The 24,088-nt window shown below is 76.4% G+C and carries 12 protein-coding genes and 1 riboswitch; of the genes, 9 read left to right on the plus strand and 3 right to left on the minus strand.

The features are described 5' to 3' along the window. Positions 1 to 31 precede the first annotated feature (31 nt). The 3 genes from AB0I11_RS25150 to AB0I11_RS25160 all read left to right on the plus strand — a co-directional run bounded on the left by AB0I11_RS25150 (position 32) and on the right by AB0I11_RS25160 (position 3,567). On the plus strand, positions 32 to 1,867 hold the full coding sequence (locus AB0I11_RS25150) for a glycoside hydrolase family 3 N-terminal domain-containing protein (protein ID WP_357325259.1): 1,836 nt from the start codon (positions 32 to 34) through the stop codon (positions 1,865 to 1,867). Between the two features lie 186 nt (positions 1,868 to 2,053). Next, a riboswitch (cyclic di-AMP (ydaO/yuaA leader) is annotated at positions 2,054 to 2,226 on the plus strand. After that, complete coding sequence (locus AB0I11_RS25155) at positions 2,223 to 2,873, plus strand: transglycosylase family protein (protein ID WP_357325262.1); 651 nt, start codon at positions 2,223 to 2,225, stop codon at positions 2,871 to 2,873. It overlaps the preceding riboswitch by 4 nt. Before the next feature lie 232 nt (positions 2,874 to 3,105). After that, a complete protein-coding gene (locus AB0I11_RS25160) occupies positions 3,106 to 3,567 on the plus strand; it encodes a YbaB/EbfC family nucleoid-associated protein (protein WP_357325265.1) in 462 nt (153 codons plus the stop codon). Between the two features lie 187 nt (positions 3,568 to 3,754). Here AB0I11_RS25160 and AB0I11_RS25165 read toward each other — a convergent pair whose 3' ends face one another. Further along, positions 3,755 to 5,806 (minus strand): M4 family metallopeptidase, encoded by a 2,052-nt coding sequence (locus tag AB0I11_RS25165; protein WP_357325267.1) that lies wholly within the window; start codon positions 5,804 to 5,806, stop codon positions 3,755 to 3,757. A 539-nt stretch (positions 5,807 to 6,345) separates the two neighbouring features. Here AB0I11_RS25165 and AB0I11_RS25170 point away from each other — a divergent pair. The 5 genes from AB0I11_RS25170 to AB0I11_RS25190 are packed head-to-tail and all read left to right on the plus strand — an operon-like array spanning position 6,346 to position 18,469. Beyond that, positions 6,346 to 7,221: a DUF4132 domain-containing protein gene (locus AB0I11_RS25170; protein ID WP_357325270.1), complete on the plus strand. Its 876-nt coding sequence runs from the start codon at positions 6,346 to 6,348 to the stop codon at positions 7,219 to 7,221. Beyond that, positions 7,218 to 11,930: a hypothetical protein gene (locus AB0I11_RS25175; protein ID WP_357325273.1), complete on the plus strand. Its 4,713-nt coding sequence runs from the start codon at positions 7,218 to 7,220 to the stop codon at positions 11,928 to 11,930. Before AB0I11_RS25170 ends, AB0I11_RS25175 begins: the two co-directional genes overlap by 4 nt. Beyond that, positions 11,927 to 13,048 (plus strand): AAA family ATPase, encoded by a 1,122-nt coding sequence (locus AB0I11_RS25180; RefSeq protein ID WP_357325276.1) that lies wholly within the window; start codon positions 11,927 to 11,929, stop codon positions 13,046 to 13,048. The genes AB0I11_RS25175 and AB0I11_RS25180 overlap by 4 nt, the downstream gene beginning before the upstream one ends. Further along, positions 13,041 to 16,613, plus strand: a complete 3,573-nt coding sequence (locus tag AB0I11_RS25185; protein ID WP_357325279.1) for a DUF5682 family protein — start codon at positions 13,041 to 13,043, stop codon at positions 16,611 to 16,613. The genes AB0I11_RS25180 and AB0I11_RS25185 overlap by 8 nt, the downstream gene beginning before the upstream one ends. After that, positions 16,610 to 18,469 carry a hypothetical protein gene (locus tag AB0I11_RS25190; protein WP_357325283.1) on the plus strand — a complete coding sequence of 620 codons (1,860 nt, stop codon included), beginning with the start codon at positions 16,610 to 16,612 and terminating at the stop codon, positions 18,467 to 18,469. The genes AB0I11_RS25185 and AB0I11_RS25190 overlap by 4 nt, the downstream gene beginning before the upstream one ends. Before the next feature lie 236 nt (positions 18,470 to 18,705). Here AB0I11_RS25190 and AB0I11_RS25195 read toward each other — a convergent pair whose 3' ends face one another. Both AB0I11_RS25195 and AB0I11_RS25200 read right to left on the minus strand, forming a co-directional pair. Then, positions 18,706 to 20,118 carry a CoA transferase gene (locus AB0I11_RS25195; protein ID WP_357325286.1) on the minus strand — a complete coding sequence of 471 codons (1,413 nt, stop codon included), beginning with the start codon at positions 20,116 to 20,118 and terminating at the stop codon, positions 18,706 to 18,708. Positions 20,119 to 20,191: 73 nt separating this feature from the next. Then, a complete protein-coding gene (locus tag AB0I11_RS25200; protein ID WP_357325289.1) occupies positions 20,192 to 22,522 on the minus strand; it encodes a transglycosylase domain-containing protein in 2,331 nt (776 codons plus the stop codon). 273 nt (positions 22,523 to 22,795) lie between these two features. On the opposite strand from AB0I11_RS25200, the gene AB0I11_RS25205 reads away from it, so the two are divergent. Next, on the plus strand, positions 22,796 to 24,055 hold the full coding sequence (locus AB0I11_RS25205) for a glycoside hydrolase family 6 protein (RefSeq protein WP_357325291.1): 1,260 nt from the start codon (positions 22,796 to 22,798) through the stop codon (positions 24,053 to 24,055). The last annotated feature ends 33 nt before the right edge of the window (positions 24,056 to 24,088 follow it).

A 24,088-nucleotide genomic window follows, 5' to 3' on the forward strand; every position in this document is an offset into this window, starting at 1 on the left:
CGGCCCAGTGTTCCTCCGGAAGGAGCGACCCGTGATCCGTCACCGCCACCGCGCCCGCCCGCTCGCCCTCGCCCTGTTCCTGTGCGCGGTCATCGCGCTGGCCGGGCCGGTGCCGGCCGGCGCCGCCGCCCTGCCGTACCAGGACCCGTCGCTGCCGGTCGCCACCCGCGTCGCCGACCTGCTGTCCCGGATGACGCTCGACGAGAAGATCGGCCAGATGACCCAGGCCGAACGCGGCTCGGTCACCGCCGCCGACCTCACCACCTACCGGCTCGGCTCAATCCTCTCCGGCGGCGGCTCGGCGCCCACCCCGAACACCGCCACGGCGTGGGCCGACATGTACGACGGCTTCCAGCGGGGCGCGCTCGCCACGCCGCTGGGCATCCCGATGATCTACGGGGTGGACGCCGTGCACGGCCACAACAACGTGTACGGCGCGACCATCTTCCCGCACAACATCGGGCTCGGGGCCACCCGCGACCCCGCCCTGGTGCAGCAGATCGGCCAGGCCGTCGCCGAGGAGATCGCCGGCACCGGGGTGGACTGGGACTTCGCCCCCTGCCTCTGCGTCGCCCGCAACGATCGGTGGGGCCGCACGTACGAGTCGTTCGGCGAGACTCCGGACCTGCCGTCGAGCTTGTCCACACTGGTCACCGGGCTGCAGGGCGCCAACCTCGGCGGGCCGACCTCGGTGCTCGCCACCGCCAAGCACTACGTCGGCGACGGCGGCACCACCGGCGGCGACGACCAGGGCGACACCGTGCTCAGCGAGGCCGACCTGCGGGCCATCCACCTGCCGCCGTTCCAGGCCGCCGTGCAGCGCGGCGTGGGCTCGGTGATGATCTCCTACAGCAGCTGGAACGGGGTGAAGCTGCACGGCAACCGCTACCTGATCACCACCGTCCTCAAGGGAGAGCTCGGCTTCTCCGGCTTCGTCGTCTCGGACTGGAACGGCATCGACCAGATCGACGGCGCCGCCGGATTCACCGCGGCCGAGGTCAGCGCCGCGATCAACGCGGGCATCGACATGGTGATGGTGCCCACGGCCTGGAAGACCTTCCTGAGCACGCTGCGCGCCGAGGTGCAGAACGGGCACGTGCCGATGAGCCGGATCGACGACGCCAACCGGCGCATCCTCACCAAGAAGTTCGAGCTTGGGCTCTTCGAGCGGCCGTACACCGACCGGAGCTGGACCCCGACCGTGGGCAGCGCGACGCACCGGGCACTGGCCCGGCAGGCGGTACGCCAGTCCCAGGTGTTGCTGAAGAACGCCGGCGGCGTACTGCCGCTGGCCCGGGACAACAACAAGATCTTCGTGGCCGGCAAGAGCGCCGACAACATCGGCAACGCCAGCGGTGGCTGGACCATCTCCTGGCAGGGTTCGTCGGGCCCGGTCACCCCCGGCACCAGCATCCTGCAGGGCATCCGCTCCGCCGCGGGTCCGACCACGACGGTCACCTACAACCAGCGGGGCACCGGCATCGACCGCACCTACCGGGCCGCGATCGCGGTGGTCGGGGAGACGCCGTACGCCGAGGGGCAGGGCGACCGGACCAGCGGCATGAGCCTGGACCGCGACGACCTGCGCACCATCGCCACGCTGCGCAACGCAGGCGTGCCGGTGATCGTGGTGCTGGTCTCCGGCCGGCCGCTGGACATCGCCGCCGAACTGCCCAGGTGGGACGCGCTGCTGGCCGCCTGGCTGCCCGGCACCGAGGGCGCCGGCGTTGCCGATGTCCTCTTCGGCGGGTACGCACCGACCGGGAAACTGCCGATGACCTGGATGAACTCGGTCAGCCAGCAGCCGATCAACGCCGGCGACGGGCAGGTCCCGCTCTTCCCGCAGGGATTCGGCCTGACGTACTGACCGGACGCGCGCGGGCCGACGTGGACGGCCACTGTGGGTGATGGTGTCGCGTTGTAGGGCACGTCGGCCCCGCCCGCAACCCGGGGCGTCCGCCCGTCGCTCGGCCGGGTGAAGAACTTCACAAGAAGTGGGCGATCGTCCCAAAGCGTTCCTAACGTCGTATCCGTTCGCGATCGCGGACACCACGGGCCGGCAACGCCTAATCCCGCCGCCGGCCCGGTGGTACCTGACCTCAGGCGGGAGCGGGGGACCCACACGTTCCTCGGTGCTCGACACCTCGGGGTGAAGCCGCCCACCGGCGGCCGGGCTCCTCGGCCCGAACCCGACAGCTCACCTCGTCGGCGTGGAGGAAACCATGGCAACTGAACATCTCGCCCGTCATCACCGCGCCGGCGCCCGCCGGATCGCCGTCGGCGCGCTCGTCGCCGGCGCGGCCACCGGCGCCGCGGCCCTGCTCGGGCCCGCCGCGCCGGCCAGCGCGTCCAGCGTGAACTGGGACGCCATCGCGCAGTGCGAGTCCGGCGGCAACTGGCACATCAACACCGGCAACGGCTACTACGGCGGGCTCCAGTTCTCCCGGGGCACCTGGAACGGCTACGGCGGGCAGAAGTACGCCAGCCGCGCCGACCTGGCCAGCCGCGGCGAGCAGATCGCCGTCGCGGAGAAGGTGCTCCGCGGGCAGGGCATCGGCGCCTGGCCGGTCTGCGGCAAGAAGGGCGGCTCGACGAAGCACCACGCCGCCAAGGACTCGACCACGTCGTCGCCGCGGGCCACCGGCAAGAAGTCCGCGCGCGGGGACCAGCCGGCCACCCGCAGCCACCGGCGCACCGCGCCGGGCACCGGCGCCACCGGCGGCTACCTGGTGCGGCCCGGCGACACCCTCTCGGAGATCGCCGAGGCGAAGGACGTCGCCGGTGGGTGGCACGCCCTCTACGCCCGCAACCGGGACGTGGTCGGCACCGACCCCGGCCTGATCTTCCCGGGCCAGCGGCTGCGCCTGCGCTGACCGGCCGGCGGCCGCCGGGCCACCGGGCCGGTCCACCGCTCCCCCCACGAACGCCCGGCCGGGTCTCCGGCCGGGCGTTCGGCTCCCCGGCGGCCGGCGCGACACGCCGGTGCCGACCGGGTCCGGGCTGATCGCGTGCCGGCGTACGGCTCGCGGCGGTGCGTGCCGCCGTGGTGTCGGTGCTGGTTGCTATCGTCACGGTGCTCCGGAAAGACGTGAAGAAAGCGCGGTTATGACCAACGACCCGTTCTCCGCGGCCGCGAGCCTGGACGAGTTGCTCACCCGGACCCAGCAGACGCTGTCCGCGATGCGCTCGCGGGCCGTCGAGCACGCCGACGGCGACCCGGCGGAGCTGCTGCGCGCGGAGGGCGCCGCGGCCGGCGGCCGGGTCCGGGCGGTGGCCGTCCAGGGTGGCCGGTTGGAGTCGGTGACGGTCGATCCGGCGCTGGCCGACGAGGGGTGGGAGACCGTCTGCCGGCACGTCGTGGCCGCGGTCAACGCCGCGCTCGCCGGGCTCGACGCCCGGGTCGCCGCCTCCGCCCAGGCCGACGTGGACGCCCTCGCCGCGCGGCTCGGTGACCTGCCCGAGCGCTCGGCGCGGCGGATGGAGCTGTTCGGCCGGGCCATGGAGGGCGCGGCGGCCCGGCTCAACCGCGACCCGGGCCGGCAGACGCGCACCCGCCGCCCGGCCTGATCCCCGACGACCCACCTGCCCTCACCGACCGGCGGCCGCACGTGGCGCGGCCGCCGGGGCACGTGACGCACCGCCCGGCCGCCGCACGTGGCGCAGCCGCCGGGGCACGTGACGCACTGCCGGCCGCCGGCGGACACGCAGCGGCCGGCCGTCGGGAGGACGACGACCGGCCGCTGACAGGTGTCGGTCAGCTCAGGTTGAGCGCCGTGTCGTCCACGACGAAGGAGGTCTGCAGGGAGCTGTCCTCCACGCCGGTGAACGAGATGGTGGCGGTGGTGCCGGCCAGCGACGAGACGTCGAAGGAGCGCTGGACGTAACCGGACGCCTTGTTGAGGTTGGAGTAGGTGGCCAGGGTGGTGCTACCGGCCTTCACGGTCAGCTTGTCGTACGCGGTGCTCGTGGTGGACTCCGCGCTGTCGATGTGCAGCCAGAAGGTCAGCGTCGCCCGGCAACCCGCGGGGATCGTCACCGATTGCGACAGCGTGTCGGTGTGCGACGAGCCGTAGCCGTCCAGCCAGGCCTTGTACGAGCCACTGCGCGCGGCCTGCCCGGAGTCGGTGGTGATGACCCCGGAGCTCGCCGACCAGTTCACGTTGCCGGACTCGAAGCCGGGGTTGACCAGCTTCTGGCCGGAGCAGCCGCCCGGCGCCGGGGTGGTGGTGCTCGGCGTCGGCGTGGGGGTGCCGCCGGAGCAGGTCGGCTCACCGGACTGCGCCGGCACGCTGATCGCGGTCCAGGCCGCCTTCACGGCGTTGAACTGGGTGCAGCTGCTCGGGTAGAGGTTCTTCGCCGCCTGCAGCGTCCAGACCCGGTACTTCAGGTACGACGACGACGAGGTCTTCAGCAGCATCGCGTTGTACATGATCTTGATGGCGGTCTGGATCCCGAGGCCGGTGACCGTGCTGCCGTTGCAGGTCGAGCTGGTCGGCTGGCCGTTGGTCGGGTTGCTGCCGTTGGCGAGCAGGTAGAACCAGTGGTTGCCCGGGCCGGCCGCGGCGTGCACCTCGGTGCTCGGGATGCTGCTGGAGTAGCAGTTCGGGTCGCCCAGCGCCGACGGGTTGTACATGTTGCGGATCGGGCCGCTGCCCACCAGGTTGACCTTCTCGCCGACCAGGAAGTCCGGCGCGTCGTAGCTGGCCGGCTCGTTGGCGTACCACTCGGTGGCCGCGCCGAACGTGTCGGCGACGAACTCCTGGGTGCCGCCGCCGGAGATGCCGCCCGGGGTGTGGTCGTCGATGCCGTGGCCGATCTCGTGCGCGACCACGTCCAGCGAGCCGATCCAGCCGCCGGCGGTGTTCTTGCCGATCTGCACCTGGGTGCCGTCGTAGTAGGCGTTCTGGTCGTTCAGGCCGACCCGGATCGGCCAGTAGCCGCCGTTGCCGTCGGCGCCGTTGCGGCCGAGCCACGCGGAGAGCATCTTGCCCTCGGTCTGCGCGCCGAAGAACGCGTCGACGCAGCCGGTCTCCTTGTTGGACGCGGTGCCGTTGCCCCACACGTCGTCCGAGCCGCTGAACGTGGTGTTGTTGGCGGCGTCCTGGCAGACCAGGCTGGTGTGGCTCGGGTCCTTCAGCGAGTAGGTGCTGCCCGACAGGGTGGTGGTCAGGGTGACCGGGCCGTTCCACGCGCCGGTGCCGCTGCCCGCCACGACGTGCTCCTGGGTACGCAGCACCTTGCCGGTGAGGGCGTCGACGTCGACGGTGAGCCGGCTCGGCCCGTCGGCGCTGCGGCCCCGCACCGTGGTCTCCCAGGCCAGCGCCGGCTGGGCGCCGAGGGTGTAGACGACCAGCGTGCTGCCCTCGACGGAGCTGACCGTCTTGAGCTGGGCGCGGGCGGTGCGCTCGGCGGCGGCGGCGGTCAGCTTCGGCGTGGTGGCGAGGTCGCCGATTGCCTGCTGCTGGGCCACCGAGGCGTACTTGAGGTTGCCGGCCGGGTCGGTGGCCAGCACGAAGTCGCCGCCGGTGACCGGCAGTCCCTTGTAGGTGCGCTCGTACGGAACGTACTGGGTGCCCTCGGAGGTGATGACCGGGCGCTGCACGAACGCCTCGTCGGCGCTGGCGTGCAGATAGGCGGGACGGCTGGCGACCAGCGCGGAGGCCGAGGTGGCGGCGATCGCGCGGGACTGGGCGGCGTCGGGGACGGGACTCGGCGGGGCGGCTTGCACGGCGACGGCGGTGCCAGCGGCAACCAGACCGGCCGCGGCCGCGCCGGAGAGCGCGACGAGGCGAGGTGAGAGCTTCAAGGGGGTGTGCTCCTGTTCCTAGGCGCGCCGAACGGAGCCCGGTAGGGGCGTGCGGCGCGTGCTGCGAGGCGGGTGGCGGTCGGTCTCCGGGCCTGCCGGCGTGCGGTCCGGTTCGACAGACCGACCGTCCGGGCCGCCGTGGTCGGCGGCTCGTTGGGTGCACAATCACACGCCCCCGGGCCCGGATCAATGGGTGACCCGGGCAACCGACTCCGCCGCGTGGCCGCGCCGATACCGTCGATCGAGGAAGCCATGATCTTCAATAGCCCCTGATCAGGGCGGATGTCCACGACATCTTCCGGAAACATGAAGGATTCGCGGTTATTGCCGGTGTCGGCGGATGGCGAAGATTCCCCCGGGCCGCACGCATCGACCGACGTCAGGTCGCGAAACGTGCCCGGACCGTCCTCGGCGGCGGTGCCGCCACCCCGATCCGTCCACCCGGAAGCCCGGGCGGCGCGGGGCAGGCCCGCCGGGGCCGGCGTGTCGGTGCCCGATGGCACAATCCCGCTCACCGCAACGGCGGGAAGGAGATCAACATGGGTTGGCTGGCCGCCGGTGCCGACCACGAGGTGCGCCTCGACGCGGGACGCGTCGTCGCCCGCAACCGCCAGGGCAGGGTGCTGCGCAGCGTGCCCAAGGCCGTCCGGGAGACCGAGGCGTACCTCGAGCTGCGCCAGCTGCACGAGTGGCTGGTCCGCCACGAGACCGCCTGCCGGGAACAGGTCGAGCAGTGGCTGGTCCGCTCGCTGCCGGTGCCCACCGCGCTGATCGTCGAGGTGTGGACCGACGAGGCCTGGCGCGCCCCGCTGCGCGACCTCGTCGTGGTGCCCGTCGACGACGCCGGGCGGTGGGACACCGGCCGGGCCGGCCTGCTGCGCGACGCCGACGTCGACAAGGGACTGGGCGTCGTCGACCTCGACGGCGAGACCGGACGGCTCACCAGCACCCAGATCGTGCTGCCCCACCCGGTCCGCCTGCCCGACCTGACCGACCTGCGCGAGTTCGCCACCGACCTCGGCGTGAAGCAGGGCACCCGGCAACTCTTCCGCGAGGTGTGGACCCGCCCCGACGACGCCGACGCCCGCCGCCGGGAGCTGACCCGGTACGCCGCCGCCCACTACCGGGAGCTGCGGCACCTGCAGGCCCGGGCCACCGCCGCCGGCTACCGGGTCCAGGGCGGCACCGCCACGGTCAAGATCTGGGAGGACGGCGTACCGGTGGTCGCCTCGGTGTGGATCGGCGAGGGCGACCCGGCGTGGGAGACCGAGACCGGGCCGCTCGGCTTCACCGACCCGGCCGGCGGGCCGGTGCGACCCGACGATGTCGGACCGGTCGCCTGGTCGGAAGGGATGCGGATGGCCGCGGCGCTGCACGCCGGTCGGGTCATCGCCGAGGACGAGGAGTCGGCGTGACCCAGGCACTGCTGGAGGCGGGCGCGATCCTGCCCGGCGCACCCGCCGACGCGGGCAGCGACGTGGTCACCGCCCGCCGGTACGCCCACCCCGCGCTCAGCGGCCGCACGGTGGTCCGGCTCACCGGGGCCGCGCTCGGCGAGGCCGAGGACCTGTCGCTGGAGTTCCTCGGCTTCACCCGGGCCGGCGCACCGGCCCCGGTCGGCGTCGCGCTGCGCCGGGCCGTCGGCTTCCCCGCCTGGGCGCTGGTCAACGACCCGGCCAACGGCCGGCACGCGCTGGCCCTGGTCAAGGAGATGAGCCGGCTCGCCCGCACGGCGCTGGCCAAGCCCGGCAACGCCCGCGACGGCTACCAGCAGCTCGCCGAGCGGCTCGGCGCCGCCGCGCCGCACTTCCTGCCCACCTTCTGGGAGCAGGCGGGCCGCGCCTTCCTCGCCGCCGACAACACCCGGATGGCCGGCAGTTGCTTCACCGACGCCCGGCGGGCCGAGCAGGTGCACGGCCTGCCCGTCGACGAGGAACGGCTGCGCGAGGTGCACCTCGAGTTCGCCTTCGACGGCGCGCTGACCGCCAGGATGCTCACCGAGTACGCCCGCGGCGTGTCCACCCGCCGGCCCGCCACCGAGGCGTACGACCTGGTCCGGACCCTCGCCGTGCGGCGGGTCGCCGGTGGCCTGCCGCCGCACGCCAGCATGGCCGACGACCTGCGGCGGCTGGCACGGGCCGCCGGCCTGGACCCGGATCGGCAGGCCGCGGAGGTGATCACCCAGCTGCTGGCGCTGCCCGCGGTGGTCCGCGCCCAGGAGGGCTTCTGGAAGGCCTACCGGAAGCCGCTGGAGCGGGCCGCGCGAGCCGACGCCGCCGTGCGGGCCCGGCTGCTGGACCTGCTGCCGGAACCGCCCGGCTGGTCGACCGACCTCACCGCGCTCTGGCTGGACCTGCTGGACAGCACCGGCGCCCTGGCCGACCTGCTGGCCGGCGCGCCCGGCGCGCCGCCGGCACACCGCTGGCTGACCCGGCTGCTGCTGCTGCGCGAACGGCGGCATCAGCGGCGCTGCGCCCCGCTGATCGCGGCGGTCGAGCGACTCGCGCCGCGGCTGCGCGCCGAGGGACAGCCGGTGCAGCTCAGCCCTACCGGCTCCCACAGCGGCGACCTCGACGTGCTCGACGCGTGCCGGGCCAGCGGTGTGCCGGTGACTGTCGAGCCGCAGCAGCTCAACGTCACGCGGTGGGCGCACGACGACAACCCGGACCGGCGGGACCTTGCCGCGGTCGCCGCCGATGCGGCCCTGCGGCCGCTGCTCGCTGCGGCCGCCGTCCAAGCGCTCACCGATCTGCACCGGCGCCACGGCGGCACCGGGCCGCTCCCCACCGACGTGGTCACCGGCGTGCTCGGCGTCTCGGGGCTGCGCGACGTGCTCGCCGAAGCGCTGGCCGAGCGGGTCGCCCGGATCGCCGCGGCCGGCACCGTGCCGGGGCTGGCCGACCTGCGGGACGAGCTGGCCGGGCTGGCCTCGCCGGCCGGGGTGGCGCTCGCGCCGGCGGCGCTGGCCGGGTTCGCCCGGGCGGACGTGCCGGCCGTGCTGGCCCGTACGCTGCGCGCCGGTCTGCTGGTCGAGTTCGGCTGGCCCGCCTACGAGGCGGCCGAGGCGGGGATGCTGCCGGCCCGCTTCGGCGACGCCTGGCCGCAGCTCGTGGTGCACGACAACCAGGTCGCGCACGTCATCGAGCCGGACGGGTCGACCACCGAACACCTGTTCCGCTACCCGCCCGCCGACAGCCCGCACGCCCGCAGCTCGTACGCCCAGACCGGCTGCCAGCTCGTCGGTGACCAGTTGCTGGTGCACTGGCACGGCGGCCGGGTCCGGGCCGGGTACTGGTCGGCGGACCCGGACACCGTCTTCGAGCTGGGCCAGCCCAACGGGCAGGCGTTCCTCGGCCGCCGGCGCTTCCCGCTGCCGCTGCCCGGCGGCGCGGTCACCACCGGTTCCCGCCCCTGGCACGCCGGCGACACCCGCGGCCCGGGCGGGTCCTACCCGGTGGCCACCGACGGCCGGACGTACTGGCGGTGCGAGCCGCCCGGCGCCGCCGGCGAATGGCGCTGGCGGGAGTACGACCCGGCGACCGGCGCGACCGGCCGGCACAGCCTGCCCGCCTTCTTCGCCGCGCCGCTGCCTGACGGGGCGACCCTGGTCCCCGACGGTGGCGAGCTGCGTCCCGCGCCGGCCGCGTACGCCGACTCGCCGCTGGGCTTCCGGGACGGCCTGGTCGGCTGGCGGCTGGCCACCCTGCCCGACGGCACCCAGCTGGGCGAGGGCATCGACGGCCGTACGGTCACCTGGCGGCCCGAGGACGTCGCGGCCCGGACCCACCACGCCGAGCGACTGGTCGGCGCCCTCCGGATGCCCGGCGGCGACCTGCTGCCGGTCACCGCGCAGCCGCGCGGCCAGCACGAACCCCGGTGGACGGTGTGGACCGCCGACGGCCGGCAGCCGCTGGAGCGCGGCGAGCCGTTCCGGTACCTGCCGCCCCTGGGCTGGTGGCACGCGCTACGGCCCCGCGACGCGCCCGGCTCCGCCCGGTTGCGCCGGATCACCGCGGCCGACGCCGAGCGGATGCTGGCGATCGAGGACACCGTCACCGGCACCACCGCGCTCACCGAGGCCGCCGCCGCCCAGGTCGCCGCGGCGCTGCCCGAGGTCACCGCCCCGGCGCTGCGCTCGGCGCTGGCCGACCTGGTGGTCCGCGCCGTGCGGCTGCGGCGGCGGCTCGACGAGCTGGCCGCGCTGCTGGCCACCGGTACCGCCGCGCCGCCGGCCCCGGCGGAGGGCATCCCCGACGACGCGCTGCGCGAGTCCTGGGCGGGGCTGCTCGACCGCGAGGTCTACCGCTACCACTACGGCTCGGTCGGCCGCCGGACCGAGATCCTGCCGCAGATCCGGGGGGTCGCCGAACTGCTGCGCGGCGGGCCGGCCGACGGGGTGCCCGCCAGCTCGCCGGACTGGCTCGACGCGCTCGGTGGCCTCGGCGCGCTGGCGCTGCGGGCCGCCTCCCCGGTCACCGGGGCCGCCGAGCGGAACGCCCTGAGCGCCCTGCTGGCCGCGCTCGCCGACCCGATCCTCGCCGAGGGCACCGTCCGCACCCTGCTCGTCCGCCAGACCGACGAGCCGCCCCGCGACCGGGTCGAGGTCCACCGCGACGGCGACCAGGTCACCGTGCTCTTCGCCGAGCACGACCGGATCTGGAACCTGGGCCGATCCGGCGGCTGCCGGCGGCGGGCCGTGCAGCTGCGACCCGACGGGCGATTCACCCCGCCGCCCGGCGTCACCGTGGAGGCGGAGACCGTCGCGGCCGGCCGGCGGGACGCCGGACAGCTCCGGGAGTTCTGCCGCCTCCTCGCCGAACACGGCCCCGCTCCCTGGCACCCCGAGCAGGCCGACCGGTTGGTGGCGCGGACCGGGATGAGCCGGCCCGAGGCGGTCCTGCTCCTGGCCGGCCTGCCCGGGTTCGCCGCCTGGCAGGCCAACTTCCTCAGCCCCGCACAGCGCGGGGTGCTCGGCGTGACCATGGCCCAGGCGAAGGTGGGCCGGGCCGCGCTGCGGCCGTTGACCCCGGCGGACCGGCTCGCCCTGCTCGACGCCGCGCTGCCCGCCGACCCGGCGGCCCTGTGGCGCACCGGGCCGGACGTGGACGCCCTCGCCGAGCGGTGGCTGGCCCTGCGCGGCGCCCGGGTCGGCGTGCCGGAGCGACTGCTCACCGAGGCCGCCCGGATCCTGCCCGCCCGGCAGGTGGCCGAGCTGCTCCAGGCCATCGCCGAGCCGCGGGCCGGCAGCTGGCTGACCACCGACGGGGCGAGCGAGGCGCTGGACTGGGGCGGCGTCCGCATGACGGCGGCGGAGGGCACCGCGTTCTCCGGGGAATGGCTGGAGGCCGGGACCACCGCGCTGCTCTGGCTGGCGTACCGGCTGCCTTGGGGTGACCCGCTGCGGGCCGCCCTGCCCCGGGCGGTGGCGTTGCTGCGCGACCGGCTGCGCAACCCGAAGCTGCTGGTCGGCGCCGCCTGGTTCCGGGCCGACCGGCCGCCGGTCGACGGCTCCGCGCTGGTGGCCGGCCACGCCACCGGCGACCACGTGCTGCACCACGTCGCCCCGGCCCGGTTGACCGGCGCGGACGACCCGGCGCTCGGCTTCCTCGACGCCGGTACGGCCGACGCGCTGCGGCTGGTGCTCTCGCCCCGGCTCGACGCGGTGGTGGCCACCCCGGACGGGGTGACCGGCGACGCCCGGGACCCCCGGGTGTCCGTGCCCGACCTGGTGGACGCGGTCGCCGGACACACCGGACTGAGCTGCGACCACGCCGCCTACTACCTGCAACTGCTCGCCCTGCCCGACCCGACCGACGCCAACGTCCGCGGGTGGAACGGCTGGCGACCGGCCGCGCTGAAACAGGCCCAGGCCGCCCTGGTCGACGCCGGGCTGGTGGTGGCGGCCAAGCGGGAACGGGCCGGCCGGGGCGTGTTCCTGCCCGGCGGCTGGCACCCGGCCCGGCACCCGAGCGTGCCGCTGGAGACCTGGAAGCGCCCGCTCTACCCGGACGGTGACGTCCGGCCGGTCGTCGACCGGCCGCTGCCCGACCTGTTCCGCCACGCCTGGCAGCGGGTCACCGCCGGTGACCCGCCCCGCTACCTCGACCTCCGGGAGCAGCCGTGACCGCCCGCCAGATCGACCCACCGGAGCACCGGTACGCCGACGAGCTGGAGTTCCTCGCCGCCGCAGACCCGGGTCCCCGGCCGGCCGGCTGGCGGCTCACCCCGCGCGCGGTGGTCACCTTCGTGGCCGGCTCCGCCGGCCGGCCGGTGCCCGCCCCGGACGGTCGCAGCCGCACCGTCGAGGCCAAGTTCGTCGGCGAGCGCGCCCTGGTCGAGCGGTGCGTGGTGACCCTGGCGGGGGAGCGGGGCCTGCTGCTGGTGGGCGAGCCGGGCACCGCCAAGTCGATGCTCTCCGAGCTGCTCGCCGCCGCCGTCTGCGGCACCAGCGGTCTCGCCGTCCAGGGCACCGCCGGCACCACCGAGGAACAGCTGCGCTACGGCTGGAACTACGCCCTGCTGCTGGCCAAGGGCCCGTCCCGGGAGTCGCTGGTGCCCTCCCCGGTGCTCACCGCGATGACCACCGGGGCGATCGCCCGGGTCGAGGAGATCACCCGCTGCCTGCCGGAGGTGCAGGACGCGCTGGTCTCGATCCTCTCCGACCGCCGGCTGGTCCTGCCCGAGCTGGGCGGCGGGGAGGACGCGGTCGCGTACGCCGCGCCGGGCTTCGCGCTCATCGCCACCGCGAACCTGCGCGACCGGGGCGTCTCGGAGATGTCGGCCGCCCTCAAACGGCGGTTCAACTTCGAGGTGGTGCCGCCGATCGCCGACCTCGACGCCGAGGTGGCCCTGGTGTCCCGGCAGGCCCGGGCCGCCGTCGAGCGGGTCGGCGCGCCGTACGCCGTGGACGAGGCGGTGCTGGAGACGCTGGTGACCGCGTTCCGCGACCTGCGTACCGGCCACACCGTCGAGGGCTGGGAGGTGGAACGGCCGTCGTCGGTGCTGAGCACCGCCGAGGCGGTCGCCGTCGCCGCCTCGATCGGGCTGTCCGCGGCGTACCTGCCCGGGCCCGACCCGCTGTCGCTGCTGCCGGGCCACCTGGTCGGGGTGGTCCGCAAGGACGACCCGGCCGACCAGGCGCGCCTGCTGGCGTACTGGGACGGGGCGCTGCGCCGCCGCGCCGAGGCCGGCGGCCGGATGTGGCGCCAGCTCTGGGAGCACCGGGACGTGCTGCGTGACTGAGCGGGCGCCCGCCCGGGAGGACCCCCGGGTGGCCGTCGGGCGGGTCGCCGACGCCGGCCGGGCGCTGCTCATCGGCGTACGCCACCACTCGCCGGCCCTGGCCGCCGCCGTCCCCGCCCTGCTGGACGTGGCCGCCCCGGACGCGGTGCTGGTGGAGCTGCCCGAGGAGACGCAGCCCTGGCTGGACTGGCTCGCCCATCCGGAGACCACCGCCCCGGTGGCGCTGGCCGCCGCGACCGGCGACGGGCCGCCCGCCTTCTGGCCGTTCGCCGACTTCTCCCCGGAGCTGGCCGCGCTGCGCTGGGCCCGGCGGCGCGGCGTCCCGGCGTACTGCTGTGACCTGCCGCTGGCCGACCCGGCCTGGCGGGACCGGGCGGACGACCCGGGAGCCGCCGGCCCGGCCGGCTACGGCGACGCGGTCCGCGCCCGGCTCACCGGCCGCGACGGCGACGACCTGTGGGACCGCTGGGTGGAGGCGGCCGCCCCGGGCTCCCCGCCGGAGGCGGTACGCCGGGCCGCGCTCGCCGTCGGCTGGGCGCTGCGCGACGACGCCGCGGCCGGCGGCGCGATTCCGGCCCTGGACCTGCGCCGCGAGGCGTGGATGCGGCGGCGGCTGGCCGGCACGCCCGGCCGGCTCGCCGTCGTGGTCGGCGCCTTCCACGCCCCGGCGCTGGCCGGCGACGGGAACGGGCCTACCGAACCCGGCGTCGAACCGGCCGGCCTGCCCGGCCCGGCCCCGGTGGTGTCGCTGGTGCCGTACGCCTTCGAGCTGCTCGACGCCCGGTCCGGCTACCCGGCCGGCATTCGGGACCCGCGCTGGCAGCAGGCGGTGTACGACACCGGCGGCGACCCGGCGGCCCTGGTGGGGCGGTTGCGCGGGGCGGCCGTGGAGATCACCCGACGGCTGCGCGCGCAGGGGCACCCCACCGGGCCCGTGGAGGCCGCCGAGATCACCCGGCTCGCCGCCGACCTGGCCCGGCTGCGCGGCCTGCCCGCCCCCGGCCGCGGCGAGCTGGTCGAGGCGGCGCAGACCGTGCTGGCCCAGGGCGAGCCGGTCGGCCGGGGGCGGGCCGTCGCCGGGGCGATGCACCACGTCCTCGTCGGTGACCGGCGCGGCCGGCCCTGCCCGCAGACGCCGGTGTGCGGGCTGCGCCCCGCCGTGCGCGACCTGCTCCGCGAGCTGCGCCTGCCCGGCCCGGACGACCCGCCCCGGCAGGTGCGCCTCGACCCGCTGCGCTCCGCGCTGGACCGCCGCCGCGAGACGACCCTGCGCCGGCTGGTCGCCTGCGGCGTCCCGTACGCCGAGCCGGTGGTGGCCGACGCGCCCGGCCCGGACCCGCTCACCACCCGGTGGCGCGCGCACTGGACCCCCGGCACCGAGGCGGCGCTGGCCGCCGCCACCCCGCACGGGGTGACCCTCGCCCAGGCGGCGGCGGGGCTGCTGGCCCGCACGCGCGGGCGGGAGACACGCGCCGGCGGCCCCACCGCCGCCGAGACCATCGACGGGCTGACCCGGGCCGCCGAGTGCGGCCTGCCCGAACTGGTCGAGGCCCGCCTCGACGACCTGCGGACGACCGTCACCGCCACCGCCACCCTCGCCGAGTTGAGCACCGCCGTCGCGCTGGTCGGCCGGCTGCGCCGCGGCCACGTACCGGCCCTGCCCGACCCGCCGCCCGGCCTCGACGAGCTGCTGTCCACGCTGCACACCGCCGCCGTCGCCGCGGTGGCCGGGCTGGCCGGCTCCACCGATCCCGGCGACGCCCGGGCGCTGCTGGCGCTGGCCCGGCACGCCGACGAGGCCGGCCACCCGCTGCGGCTGGACCACGCCCTGACCGCGCTCACCCGCGACGGCTCCCCGCTGATGCGGGGCGCCGCGCACGCGGTCCGGGTGGTGCTCGGCGTGGCCGAGCCGGCCGCCTTCGGCACGGCGCTGGCCTCCTGGACCGAGCTGCCCGACGCCGAGTGCACCGGCCGCCTGCGCGGCGCCCTCAGCCTCGCCGGCGCGCTGCTCGCCGCCGGTGGCGACCCGCTCACCCCGCTGCTGGACACGGTGGACGGCTGGGACGACGAACGGTTCACGCGGCGGCTGCCCGCGCTGCGCGGCGGCTTCGACGTGCTCAGCCCCGCCGACCGGGACCGGCTGCTGGACACCGTGCGGCAGCGCATCGGCGACGTCGACCCCACCCTCGCGGTCGACGGGGCCACCCTCGCCGGCTGGCTCGCCGTCGACCAGGCCGGCCGGGACGCGCTGACCACGCTCGGCCTGGCCCCGCCCGCGGACCTCCCGCCCGCGGTCGCCGCCCCGTCGCCCGCACCGGCCCGGTCAGTCCTGCCTGCGCAGGCCCCGCCGGCCCCGTCCGTGCCGGCCCCGTCCGTGCCGGCCCCGTCCGTGCCGGCCGCGGCGGCCCGGCCGGCTCCGACGGTTGACCTGCCGGGAAGCGGCCGCACCCGGACCTCGCGGGACGCGTCGCGGATCCCCGCGTCGCAGCGCTGGCGGCTGCTGCTCGGTCGCCGCGCCGAGGATCTCCCGCCGCACGCCCGCCGGCTGGCCACGGCGCTCGACGAGCTGTACGGCGCCGGGCGTGGCGAGGGGGCGCACACCGCCGGCTCCGGCGGCGGGCGGGCGCGGGCCTATCCGCAGGTACGCGACTGGGCCGAGGAACTGACCGCGCTCTTCGGCCCGGCGGTACGCGACGAGGTGCTGGCCCGGGCCGCCGAGGCCGGCCGCCCCGACGCGCTGCTCACCGTGCCGCCGGAGCAGGTGCGTCCGTCGGTCGAGCTGCTGCACACCGTCCTGGCCCTGGCCGGCGGGCTGCCCGAGGCGCGCCTGCACCGGCTGCGTCCTCTCGTGGAGCGCTTGGTGTCCGAGCTGACCGCCGAGCTGGCCCGGCGGATCCGGCCGGCGCTGACCGGCATCGGCACGCCCCGGCGGACCCGCCGCCCCGCCGGCCGGCTCGACCTGGGCGGCACGGTACGGGCCAACCTGCCCACCGCGCACCGCGACCCCGACGGCGTGCTGCGCCTCACCCCCGAGCGGGTCGTGTTCCGCAGCCGCGGCCGGCGCAGCGTCGACTGGCGGATCGTCCTGCTCGTCGACGTCTCCGGCTCGATGGAGCCGTCGGCCATCTGGGCCGCGCTGACCGCCTCCGTGCTCGCCGGGGTGACCAGCCTGCGCACCCACTTCGTCACCTTCTCCACCGAGGTGGTCGACCTCACCGACCGGGTGACCGACCCGCTGGGCCTGCTGCTGGAGGTACGCGTCGGCGGCGGCACCCACATCGCGGGCGCGCTGCGCTACGCCCGCCAGCTCGTCACGGTCCCGGCCCGGACCATGGTGGTGCTGGTCAGCGACTTCGAGGAGGGGCACAGCGTGGCCGGGCTGCTGGCCGCCGTCCGCGCCCTCGCCGACGACGGGGTGACCCTGCTCGGCTGCGCCAGCCTCGACGACACCGGCCGGCCCCGCTACAGCACCGCCGTCGCCGGGCAACTGGTGGCGGCCGGGATGCCGGTCGCCGCGCTCAGCCCCACCGAGCTGGCCCGCTGGATCGGGGACCAGGTCCGATGAGCCTGCCCGCCGTCGCGCCCGACGTCGTCGCCGACGCGGTCGCCGCTCTGCCCGCCCGGCTGCGCGCCAAACTGGACCAGGCCATCGAGAAGGCGCCGGGCTGGACGGTCACCGCCACCCCCGACGGCGCGGTGGTCACCGTGGACGAGCAGGTGAGCGTCACCCTGACCGCGCCGGTCGACGCGGCCGGCCGGGCGGTCTGCAGCTGCCTGCTGGCGCCGCGCTGCCTGCACCGGACCGCCGTGCTGGCCGCCGCCCCGGTGCTCGACCCGTCCGTCCCGCCGTCGGCGGTCGGCCCTGTGCCGCCAGCGACCGTCGCCGCCGTGCCGCCGTCGGCTCTCGCCGCCGTGCCGCCGTCCGCTGGCGCCCCCGTGCCGCTGTCCGCTGGCACCGTCGACCCGCCGTCCGCTGGCGCCGCCGGGCCGGCCGCCGTGGCGACACCGGCCGAGCGGGACGCCGACGGATCGGACCCGGCGCCGGCCGAGCGGCCGGTCGGCGCGGCGGAGCTGGCGGCGGTGGAGCTGATGGCCGACGCCGTCGCCGGGTTGCTGGCGCACGGCCTGCCCGGTGCCGGCGCGGTCCTCCAGGCGGATCTGCTGCGCGCCGTGCACCAGGCCCGCGCCGCCGGGCTGCCTCGGCTGGCGGCGGCCGGGACGCGGATCGTGGCGCAGGCGCGCGCGGCCCGCCGGTCCGCGCCGGACTTCCGCCTCGCCGAACTCACCGACGACGTGCGGGAGGCGCTGCTGGTCTGCCACCTGCTGCGCGCCGGGCCGACCGATCCGGCCGCCGTGCGCGGGGTCGCCCGCCGCGGCTACCAGCCGATCGGCGAGCTGCGCCTGTACGGACTCTGCGTGGAGCCGTTGAGCACCCGCACCGGGCACGTCGGCGCGGTGACCTACCTGGTCGACGCGCACGGCACGGTGTGGAGCGTGGCGCAGACCCGCCCCGGCGACCGGGACCGCGCCGGCCACCCGGCCAACGCCCCCGTCGACCTCGGTGAGGCGCGGCTGAGCCTGCGGGAGCTGAGCCGCTCCGGGATCCTTGCCGCCGAGGCGTACGCCTCCGCCGACCGGCGGCTCGGCCACGGGCGGGCGGTGCGCGCGGTGCGGGCCGAGGGGCGGGGCTGGTGGGCGGAGCCGGCGGCCGGGCTGTGGCGGGAGCCGCCCGCCGAGCAGGCCGCCCGATGGCTCGCCGCCGGCGGGGCACCGGTCCACGAGCGGCCGGCCGGACACGACCTGGCGTTCCTGGACGGGGTGCTGGGCGCGGACCGGCGCGGGCTGCTGCTGCACGGCCCGTCCGGCTCCGGCCCGGTGCTGGTCCTCGCCCCGCAGGATGATCCGATGCTGCCGTACGTGGCGAACGCCCGCGCCCTGGCGGCGCACGCCGCCGGCCATCCGGTGCGCCTGATCGGCCGCTTCGCCGGCCCTCGGCGGGTGCACGGCCTGGCGCTGGCCGCCGACTGGTTGCCGCAGCGGTACGGCGGGCACGTCGACCTCGGCGTGGACCGGCTGCAACGGGCCGACCTGCCCGGCGCCGGACCGGTTGCCCCGGCGCCGCCGGAGCCGGCCCGACCGCCGCTGCACCTGCTCACCCACCAGCTGCGCCGGGTCGTCGCGGCCGGCCGGGTCGCCCTGCTCCCGGACCAGGACCGGGACCTGCGGGCGCTGCGCGACGCCCAACTGCCCACGGCCGCCGCGGCGCTGGCCGCGCTGCGCCGGGCCGGACAGGGCCGCGAGCGGGACGTGTTCGGCCGGCTGGTCGGGGCCGACCCGGCGGCCCTCGCCACCGCCTGGCTGACCGCCGCCTGCTACGCGGCCTCCGCCTCGGCGGCGGCCACCGCCGCGGCCTGGCGCTGACCGTCCCGCCGACCGGGCGGCCGGCCGGCGGTCGGCTCGGCGTCACCGGGCCTCTGGCCGCGGTCGGCTCGGCATCGTCCGGCCCCTGGCCGCGGTCGCTTCGGCGTCACCCGGGCACTGGCCGGCGGTCGCTGCGGCGTCGCCCGGGCGCCGGCCGGCAGTCGTTTCGGCACTGCCCGGGCGCTGGCCGGCGGGGCCACCATGACGCGCGGCCGGGCAGGGCCCTGCCGGTGCGGTCAGGCCGGTTCCGCCCGCCAGCGGGGCGGGTCGCTGCCCCAGCGGGTCGGCGGGGTCGCCCAGGTCCGGGGCCCGCCCGGCAGCGACACCGGCGGCAGCGCGTACCGGAGGTGGCCGGCCGGGGCGTCCCGCTCGGCGCACCAGGCGTCCGGTTCGGGTGCGGTGCCGGCGGTCGCCGGGCCGGCCGGCAGCTCGTGGCGCAGCCAGCGGGCGATACGGGCCAGCGACAGTTCGACGGTCCACGCGCCGCCCGTACGGGCCCGCGCGGCCAGCGCGCGCAGCACGGCCGCCGCCAGCAGGTAACCGGCGCCGTGGTCGAGGGCCTGGGCGGGCAGCGTCCCCGGGCTGCCGTCCGGCCGCCGCTCGACCTCGGCGATCCCGGTGGCCGCCTGGACCAGGCTGTCGAAGCCGCGCCGGTCCGCCCACGGCCCGGCCCGGCCCCACGCCGACAGGTACGCCAGCACCAGGTCGGGTCGGTGGCGGCGCAGCGCCTGCGGGGCGAGCCCCCAGCGGTCCAGCGCCCCCGGCCGGTAGCCGGCGACCACCACGTCGGCCTCGGCGAGCAGCGCGTCGAACCGGTCCCGGTCGGCGGGCCGGGACAGGTCCAGCAGGGTGGAGCGCTTGCCAGCGCCGGTGTCCAGGTGCTGCCCGTCGATCTCCGGCAGGCCGGGCGGGTCGACCCGGAGCACGTCCGCGCCGAGCAGCGCCAGGAACCGGGTGGCCACCGGACCGGCGATCACCCGGGTCAGGTCCAGCACCCGGATGCCGGTCGCGGGCCGGCCCGGCGGGGGAGGCGGCCCTGGGCGGGGCGCGGTCGCGGCGTCGCGGTTCAGCCGTACCAGCGGCTCGGCCGCGACCGCCGCCGCCTGCGGGTGCTCGTCCCACTGCCGGGGCGTACGGGCCGCCACGGCGAGGCCGCCCGCGGCGTACACCCGCTCTTCGACCTCGGCGGCCGGTTGGGCGCCGATCCGGTCCGCCACGGCGGCGGCCAGGGCGTCGTCGTCAGCGGCGGTGGGGTCCACGCCGAGGACGGTCAGCAGGCGCTGCCGGTGGTGCGGGTAGTTGGCGTGGGTACGGACCCAGCCGTCGGCGGCCGGCCAGAACCGGGACAGTGGGGCGAAACCGGTGAACGCCCGCCCGTCCAGCCGCAGGTGATGCTCGCTGGTGAAGGCCACCGCCACGGCCCGGCTGTCCACGGTGAGCGGGCCGGACGGGGACGCACCCCGGGCCCGGGCCAGCTCGAGGCCGGCGAGCCCGGCGGCCGCCACGCAGGCCACCGCCAGGTCGGTGACGGGCAGCCGGGACGGCAGCACCCCCGCCGGGCCGCGCAGGTCCAGCTGCGCGGCGTCGCCCGGGTCCCCGCCCAGCGCCCGCCACGCCGCGCCGACCGCGTCGGTCGTCGACTGCTCCATCAGCAGATCGTCGCACCGGCGGCGGCCGCACGGGGCCGGGACCCGACCCGCCGGCGGATCGCCGCCCGCCGGGTCAGCCCGGCTTGCGGGTCCGGGTCGGGGTGGGCGTCGGCGCCGGCGTGGCCGGCGGGGAGAGGGTGGCCGGCGGCGGGGTGGGCCGGTCGGTGGGGCTGGGGCTCGGACTGGACGGTTCGGCGCTGGGTGTCGGCCGGGCGCTCGGCGTCGGCGAGGAGGTGGCCGGGGCCGACGGCGGCGGGGCGGTCTCCGTGGCCGCGTCGCCGGGGAAGGCCGGATCCGCGAACCGGTACTTGTCCGGGTCGAGCTTCATGGCGGCGGTGGCGCGCTCCATGAACTGCCGCCAGATCGGTCCGGGGCCGGTGGACCCGTACACCTCGTAGCTGCCGGCGGTGGTCTTCAGCGGCTTGCCGTCGGTGGTGCCGAGCCAGACCGCGGCGGCCAGCGCGCCGGTCCAGCCCACCATCCAGGTGTGCACGTTCTGGGTGGTGCTCTGTCCGGCCTGCCAGGTGCCGGTCTTGCCGGCGGTGTCCCAGCCGTTGTCGAGCTTGGCCGCCCGGACCCGGCGCAGCGTCCAGTCGAGCTGGTTGATCGCCTCCTGGTCGAGCTCCAGGTCGGTCGTCTTCAGCTGCTCGCCCCAGACCTTCTCGTCACCCTTGGTCACCGAGCGGACGAAGTGCGCCTCGGCCCGCTTGCCGCCGGCGGCGAAGGTGGCCATCCCGTTGGCGTGGTCCTGCACGCTGATGCCGTACTGGCCGATGCCCACCTCGGTGGAGAAGTGCTTCGCCGCCTCCTCGGCCGACTGCTCGCGCAGGTCCACCCGCTGCGGCCGTGGGTTGCCCTTCACCGTCTCCCACATCGAGTTGACCCCGGCCCGCTTGGCCATGTCGATGACCTTGGGTACGCCCAGCTTCTCGGTCAGCTCGAAGTAGGTGACGTTCAGCGAGGCGACGGTGGCCTCCCAGAGGGCGCAGTTCGGCTGGCACGCGGCGTGCTCGGCGTTGCGGATCGGCCCGGCGGCGCCGCCCTTGGTCCGCCCGGACTCGGGGAACTCCTTGGTGTCCGGCGAGTCGAACCGCTGCTTGACCGAGATGCCGTTCTCCACGGCGGCGGCCAGGTCGTACACCTTGAACGACGACCCCGGCGGGTGCTGGCCGAAGCCGCGGGCCTGACCCTTCTCGTCGTAGTACCAGCCGGCGTAGTCGGCGCCGGAGCCGCTGTTGCCGCCGTAGTAGCCGAGCACCCGGCCGGTGCCGGGCTCCACCGCGACCAGCGCCGCCTGCCAGTTCTTCGGCTGGCCGCGGACCGCCTCGGGAGCGGTGTCGCGGCGGATGTCGGCGGCCGCCTCGGCGGCGTCCTGGACCCGCTTGTCGATGGTGGTGACGATCCGGTAACCGCCGTCCCGGATCACCTCGTCGGTCTTGCCCTCGAACGGCTCGGTGCCGCGCAGTTCGGCGAGCACGTGATTGACCACCAGGCCGGTGGGCCGGTCCAGCCCGGACTGGCCGGCGTTCTTGTCGATCGGCTTCACCGAGTCCGGGTACGCCAGGTTCGCCGCCTGCTCGGGTGTCAGGTAACCCAGCTTCACCATGCCGTCGCGGATGTAGTTCCACCGGTCGATCGAGTTCTGCTTGGCCAGGGCGTTGCGCGCCGGGTCGTAGCCGGGCGAGCCCTCCGGGTCGTTCGGGTCCGCCTCGGGCTGCTTCACCATGGCGCAGAGCACCATCGCCTCGGCCTGGGTGAGCTGCTGCTGCGGTGGGGCGTCCCGGCGTACCGTCTTGCCGAAGTAGGTCTGCGCGGCCGCCTCGATGCCGTACGCGCCCCGGCCGAACGGGACGGTGTTCAGGTAGAAGCCGAGGATGTCCTGCTTGCTGTACTTGTCGTCGAGCTTCCACGCGATCACCGCCTCGCGCAGCTTCCGGGAGTAGGTGACCCCCCGCAGGTCGGCGGCGACCCGGGCGTACTGCTGGGTGATGGTGGAGGCGCCCTGGCGTTGGCCGCCGGTGAGGTTCGACCAGGCGGCCCGGAGCACGCCGCTGAAGTCGACGCCCTTGTTGGTCCAGAAGCTGCGGTCCTCGGCGGCCACGATGGCCTGCTTCGCCGAGTCGTTCATCTGCCCGTACGGGACGATGGTGCGGTTCTCCGCGCCGAGCTTGGCCATCGGCGTCTTCCCGTCCGCGTAGTAGACGGTGGTCGACTCCGGCAGTTTCAGGTCGGTGGGGGTGGGCACGCTGTCGAAGTAGTAGCCGCCGGCCAACAGACCGGAGCCGGCCAGCAGGGCGACCACGGCCAGCACGACCAGCAGCCGGCGGCGGCGCCGCGGCCGCCCCGGGGTCCGGGCGGCGGCGCCGTTGGCGTTGTCGTTGTCACCGGTTGGCTGCACCCGCACCCGATACCCTCCGACTACTCGGCCGAATCGTGCCCTTGCTCGGCGCCAGGCTAGCGGAGCAGCCCGGACGCCGTGGCCGCCCACGGTCGCCGGCGGTGGCGTCCGGCGGGCCGTCGGGCGTGGCTCCCGCCATCGTGGGCCCCGGGCCGGGCACCGGTGCGCCGATGGCGAAACACCGGGGAAACATTGACACCTACGGGTGGACGGGGCACCCTCGGACGAGCTTCGGGAACGCTCCCACGTTGCCGTTCCCCCGTCCGAGCAGGAGCGATGATGGCCCTGACACCTCGACGCCGGCGGGCCGTGACCGGCCTCGCCGCCGTCGCCGCGACCCTCGCCGCAGCCGTGCCCCTGCCGGCCGCGCCCGCCGCCGCGGCCATCCGCGACGGCGTCACCTTCTACACCCCGCGCCCCGACCACGGGGCGGTCACGCAGATCGCCCGGCTGACCGCCACCGGCCACTTCCGGCAGGCGGCCCAGCTGATCGAGATGGTCCGGACGCCCCAGGCGGTCTGGGTGACCGGCGGCTCCGGCCACGCGCTGACCCAGTCCGTCAAGGCCGAGGTGTCCCGGGCCGCCGGCAAGAAGACGCTGCCGGTCCTGGTCGCCTACAACATCCCGTTCCGCGACTGCTCCCAGTACTCGGCCGGGGGCGCCGCCTCGGTGGCCGACTACCAGGCGTGGATTGACGCCTTCGCCGCCGGCATCGGCAACCGCGAGGCGGCCGTCCTGCTGGAGCCCGACGGGCTCGGCATCATCCCGTGGTACACCACCATCAACGGCAGCCAGGAGTGGTGCCAACCGGCCGAGGCCGACCCGGCCACCGCCGCCGCCGACCGGTTCGCGATGCTCAACTACGCGGTGGACGCCCTGGCGGCGCTGCCCCGCACCAGCGTCTACCTCGACGGCACGCACAGCGCCTGGCTGGGCGTCGGCGACATCGCCGACCGGCTGGTCAAGGCCGGCGTCGACCGGGCCGACGGCTTCTTCCTCAACGTCTCCAACTACGAGACCACCGAGCGGCAGCTGAAGTTCGGCAGCTGGATCGCCAAGTGCGTGTACTACGGCACCGCCGGCCCGGAGTGGGCGCGCGGACACTTCGACTGGTGCGCCAGCCAGTACTATCCGGCCGACCCGGCCGACTTCAGCACCTGGGTCCGCACCGACGCCTGGTACGCGGAGAACGTGGGCGACGTCCCGGCCGACCGGCTCGCCCACTTCGTGGTCGACACCAGCCGCAACGGGCAGGGGCCCTGGACGGCCCCGGCCGGTGTGACCTGGCCGGACCCGCAGACCTGGTGCAACCCGCCGGACCGGGGGCTGGGCCTGCGCCCGACCACCGCGACCGGCGAGCCGCTGGCCGACGCGTTCCTCTGGGTGAAGACCCCCGGCCAGTCCGACGGGCAGTGCGACCGGGGCACCGGCACCGGGCACGACCCGGCGCGCGGCGGCATCGCCGACCCGGCGGCCGGGGCCTGGTTTCCCGAGCAGGCGCTGGAGTTGGTGACGTACGCGAACCCGCCGCTGCGGTGACCGGCGCGCCGGGCCGGCCGCGGGTGCGGCCGG

It is taken from the genome of Micromonospora sp. NPDC050495 (genome assembly GCF_040655175.1).
Classification (GTDB): domain Bacteria; phylum Actinomycetota; class Actinomycetes; order Mycobacteriales; family Micromonosporaceae; genus Micromonospora.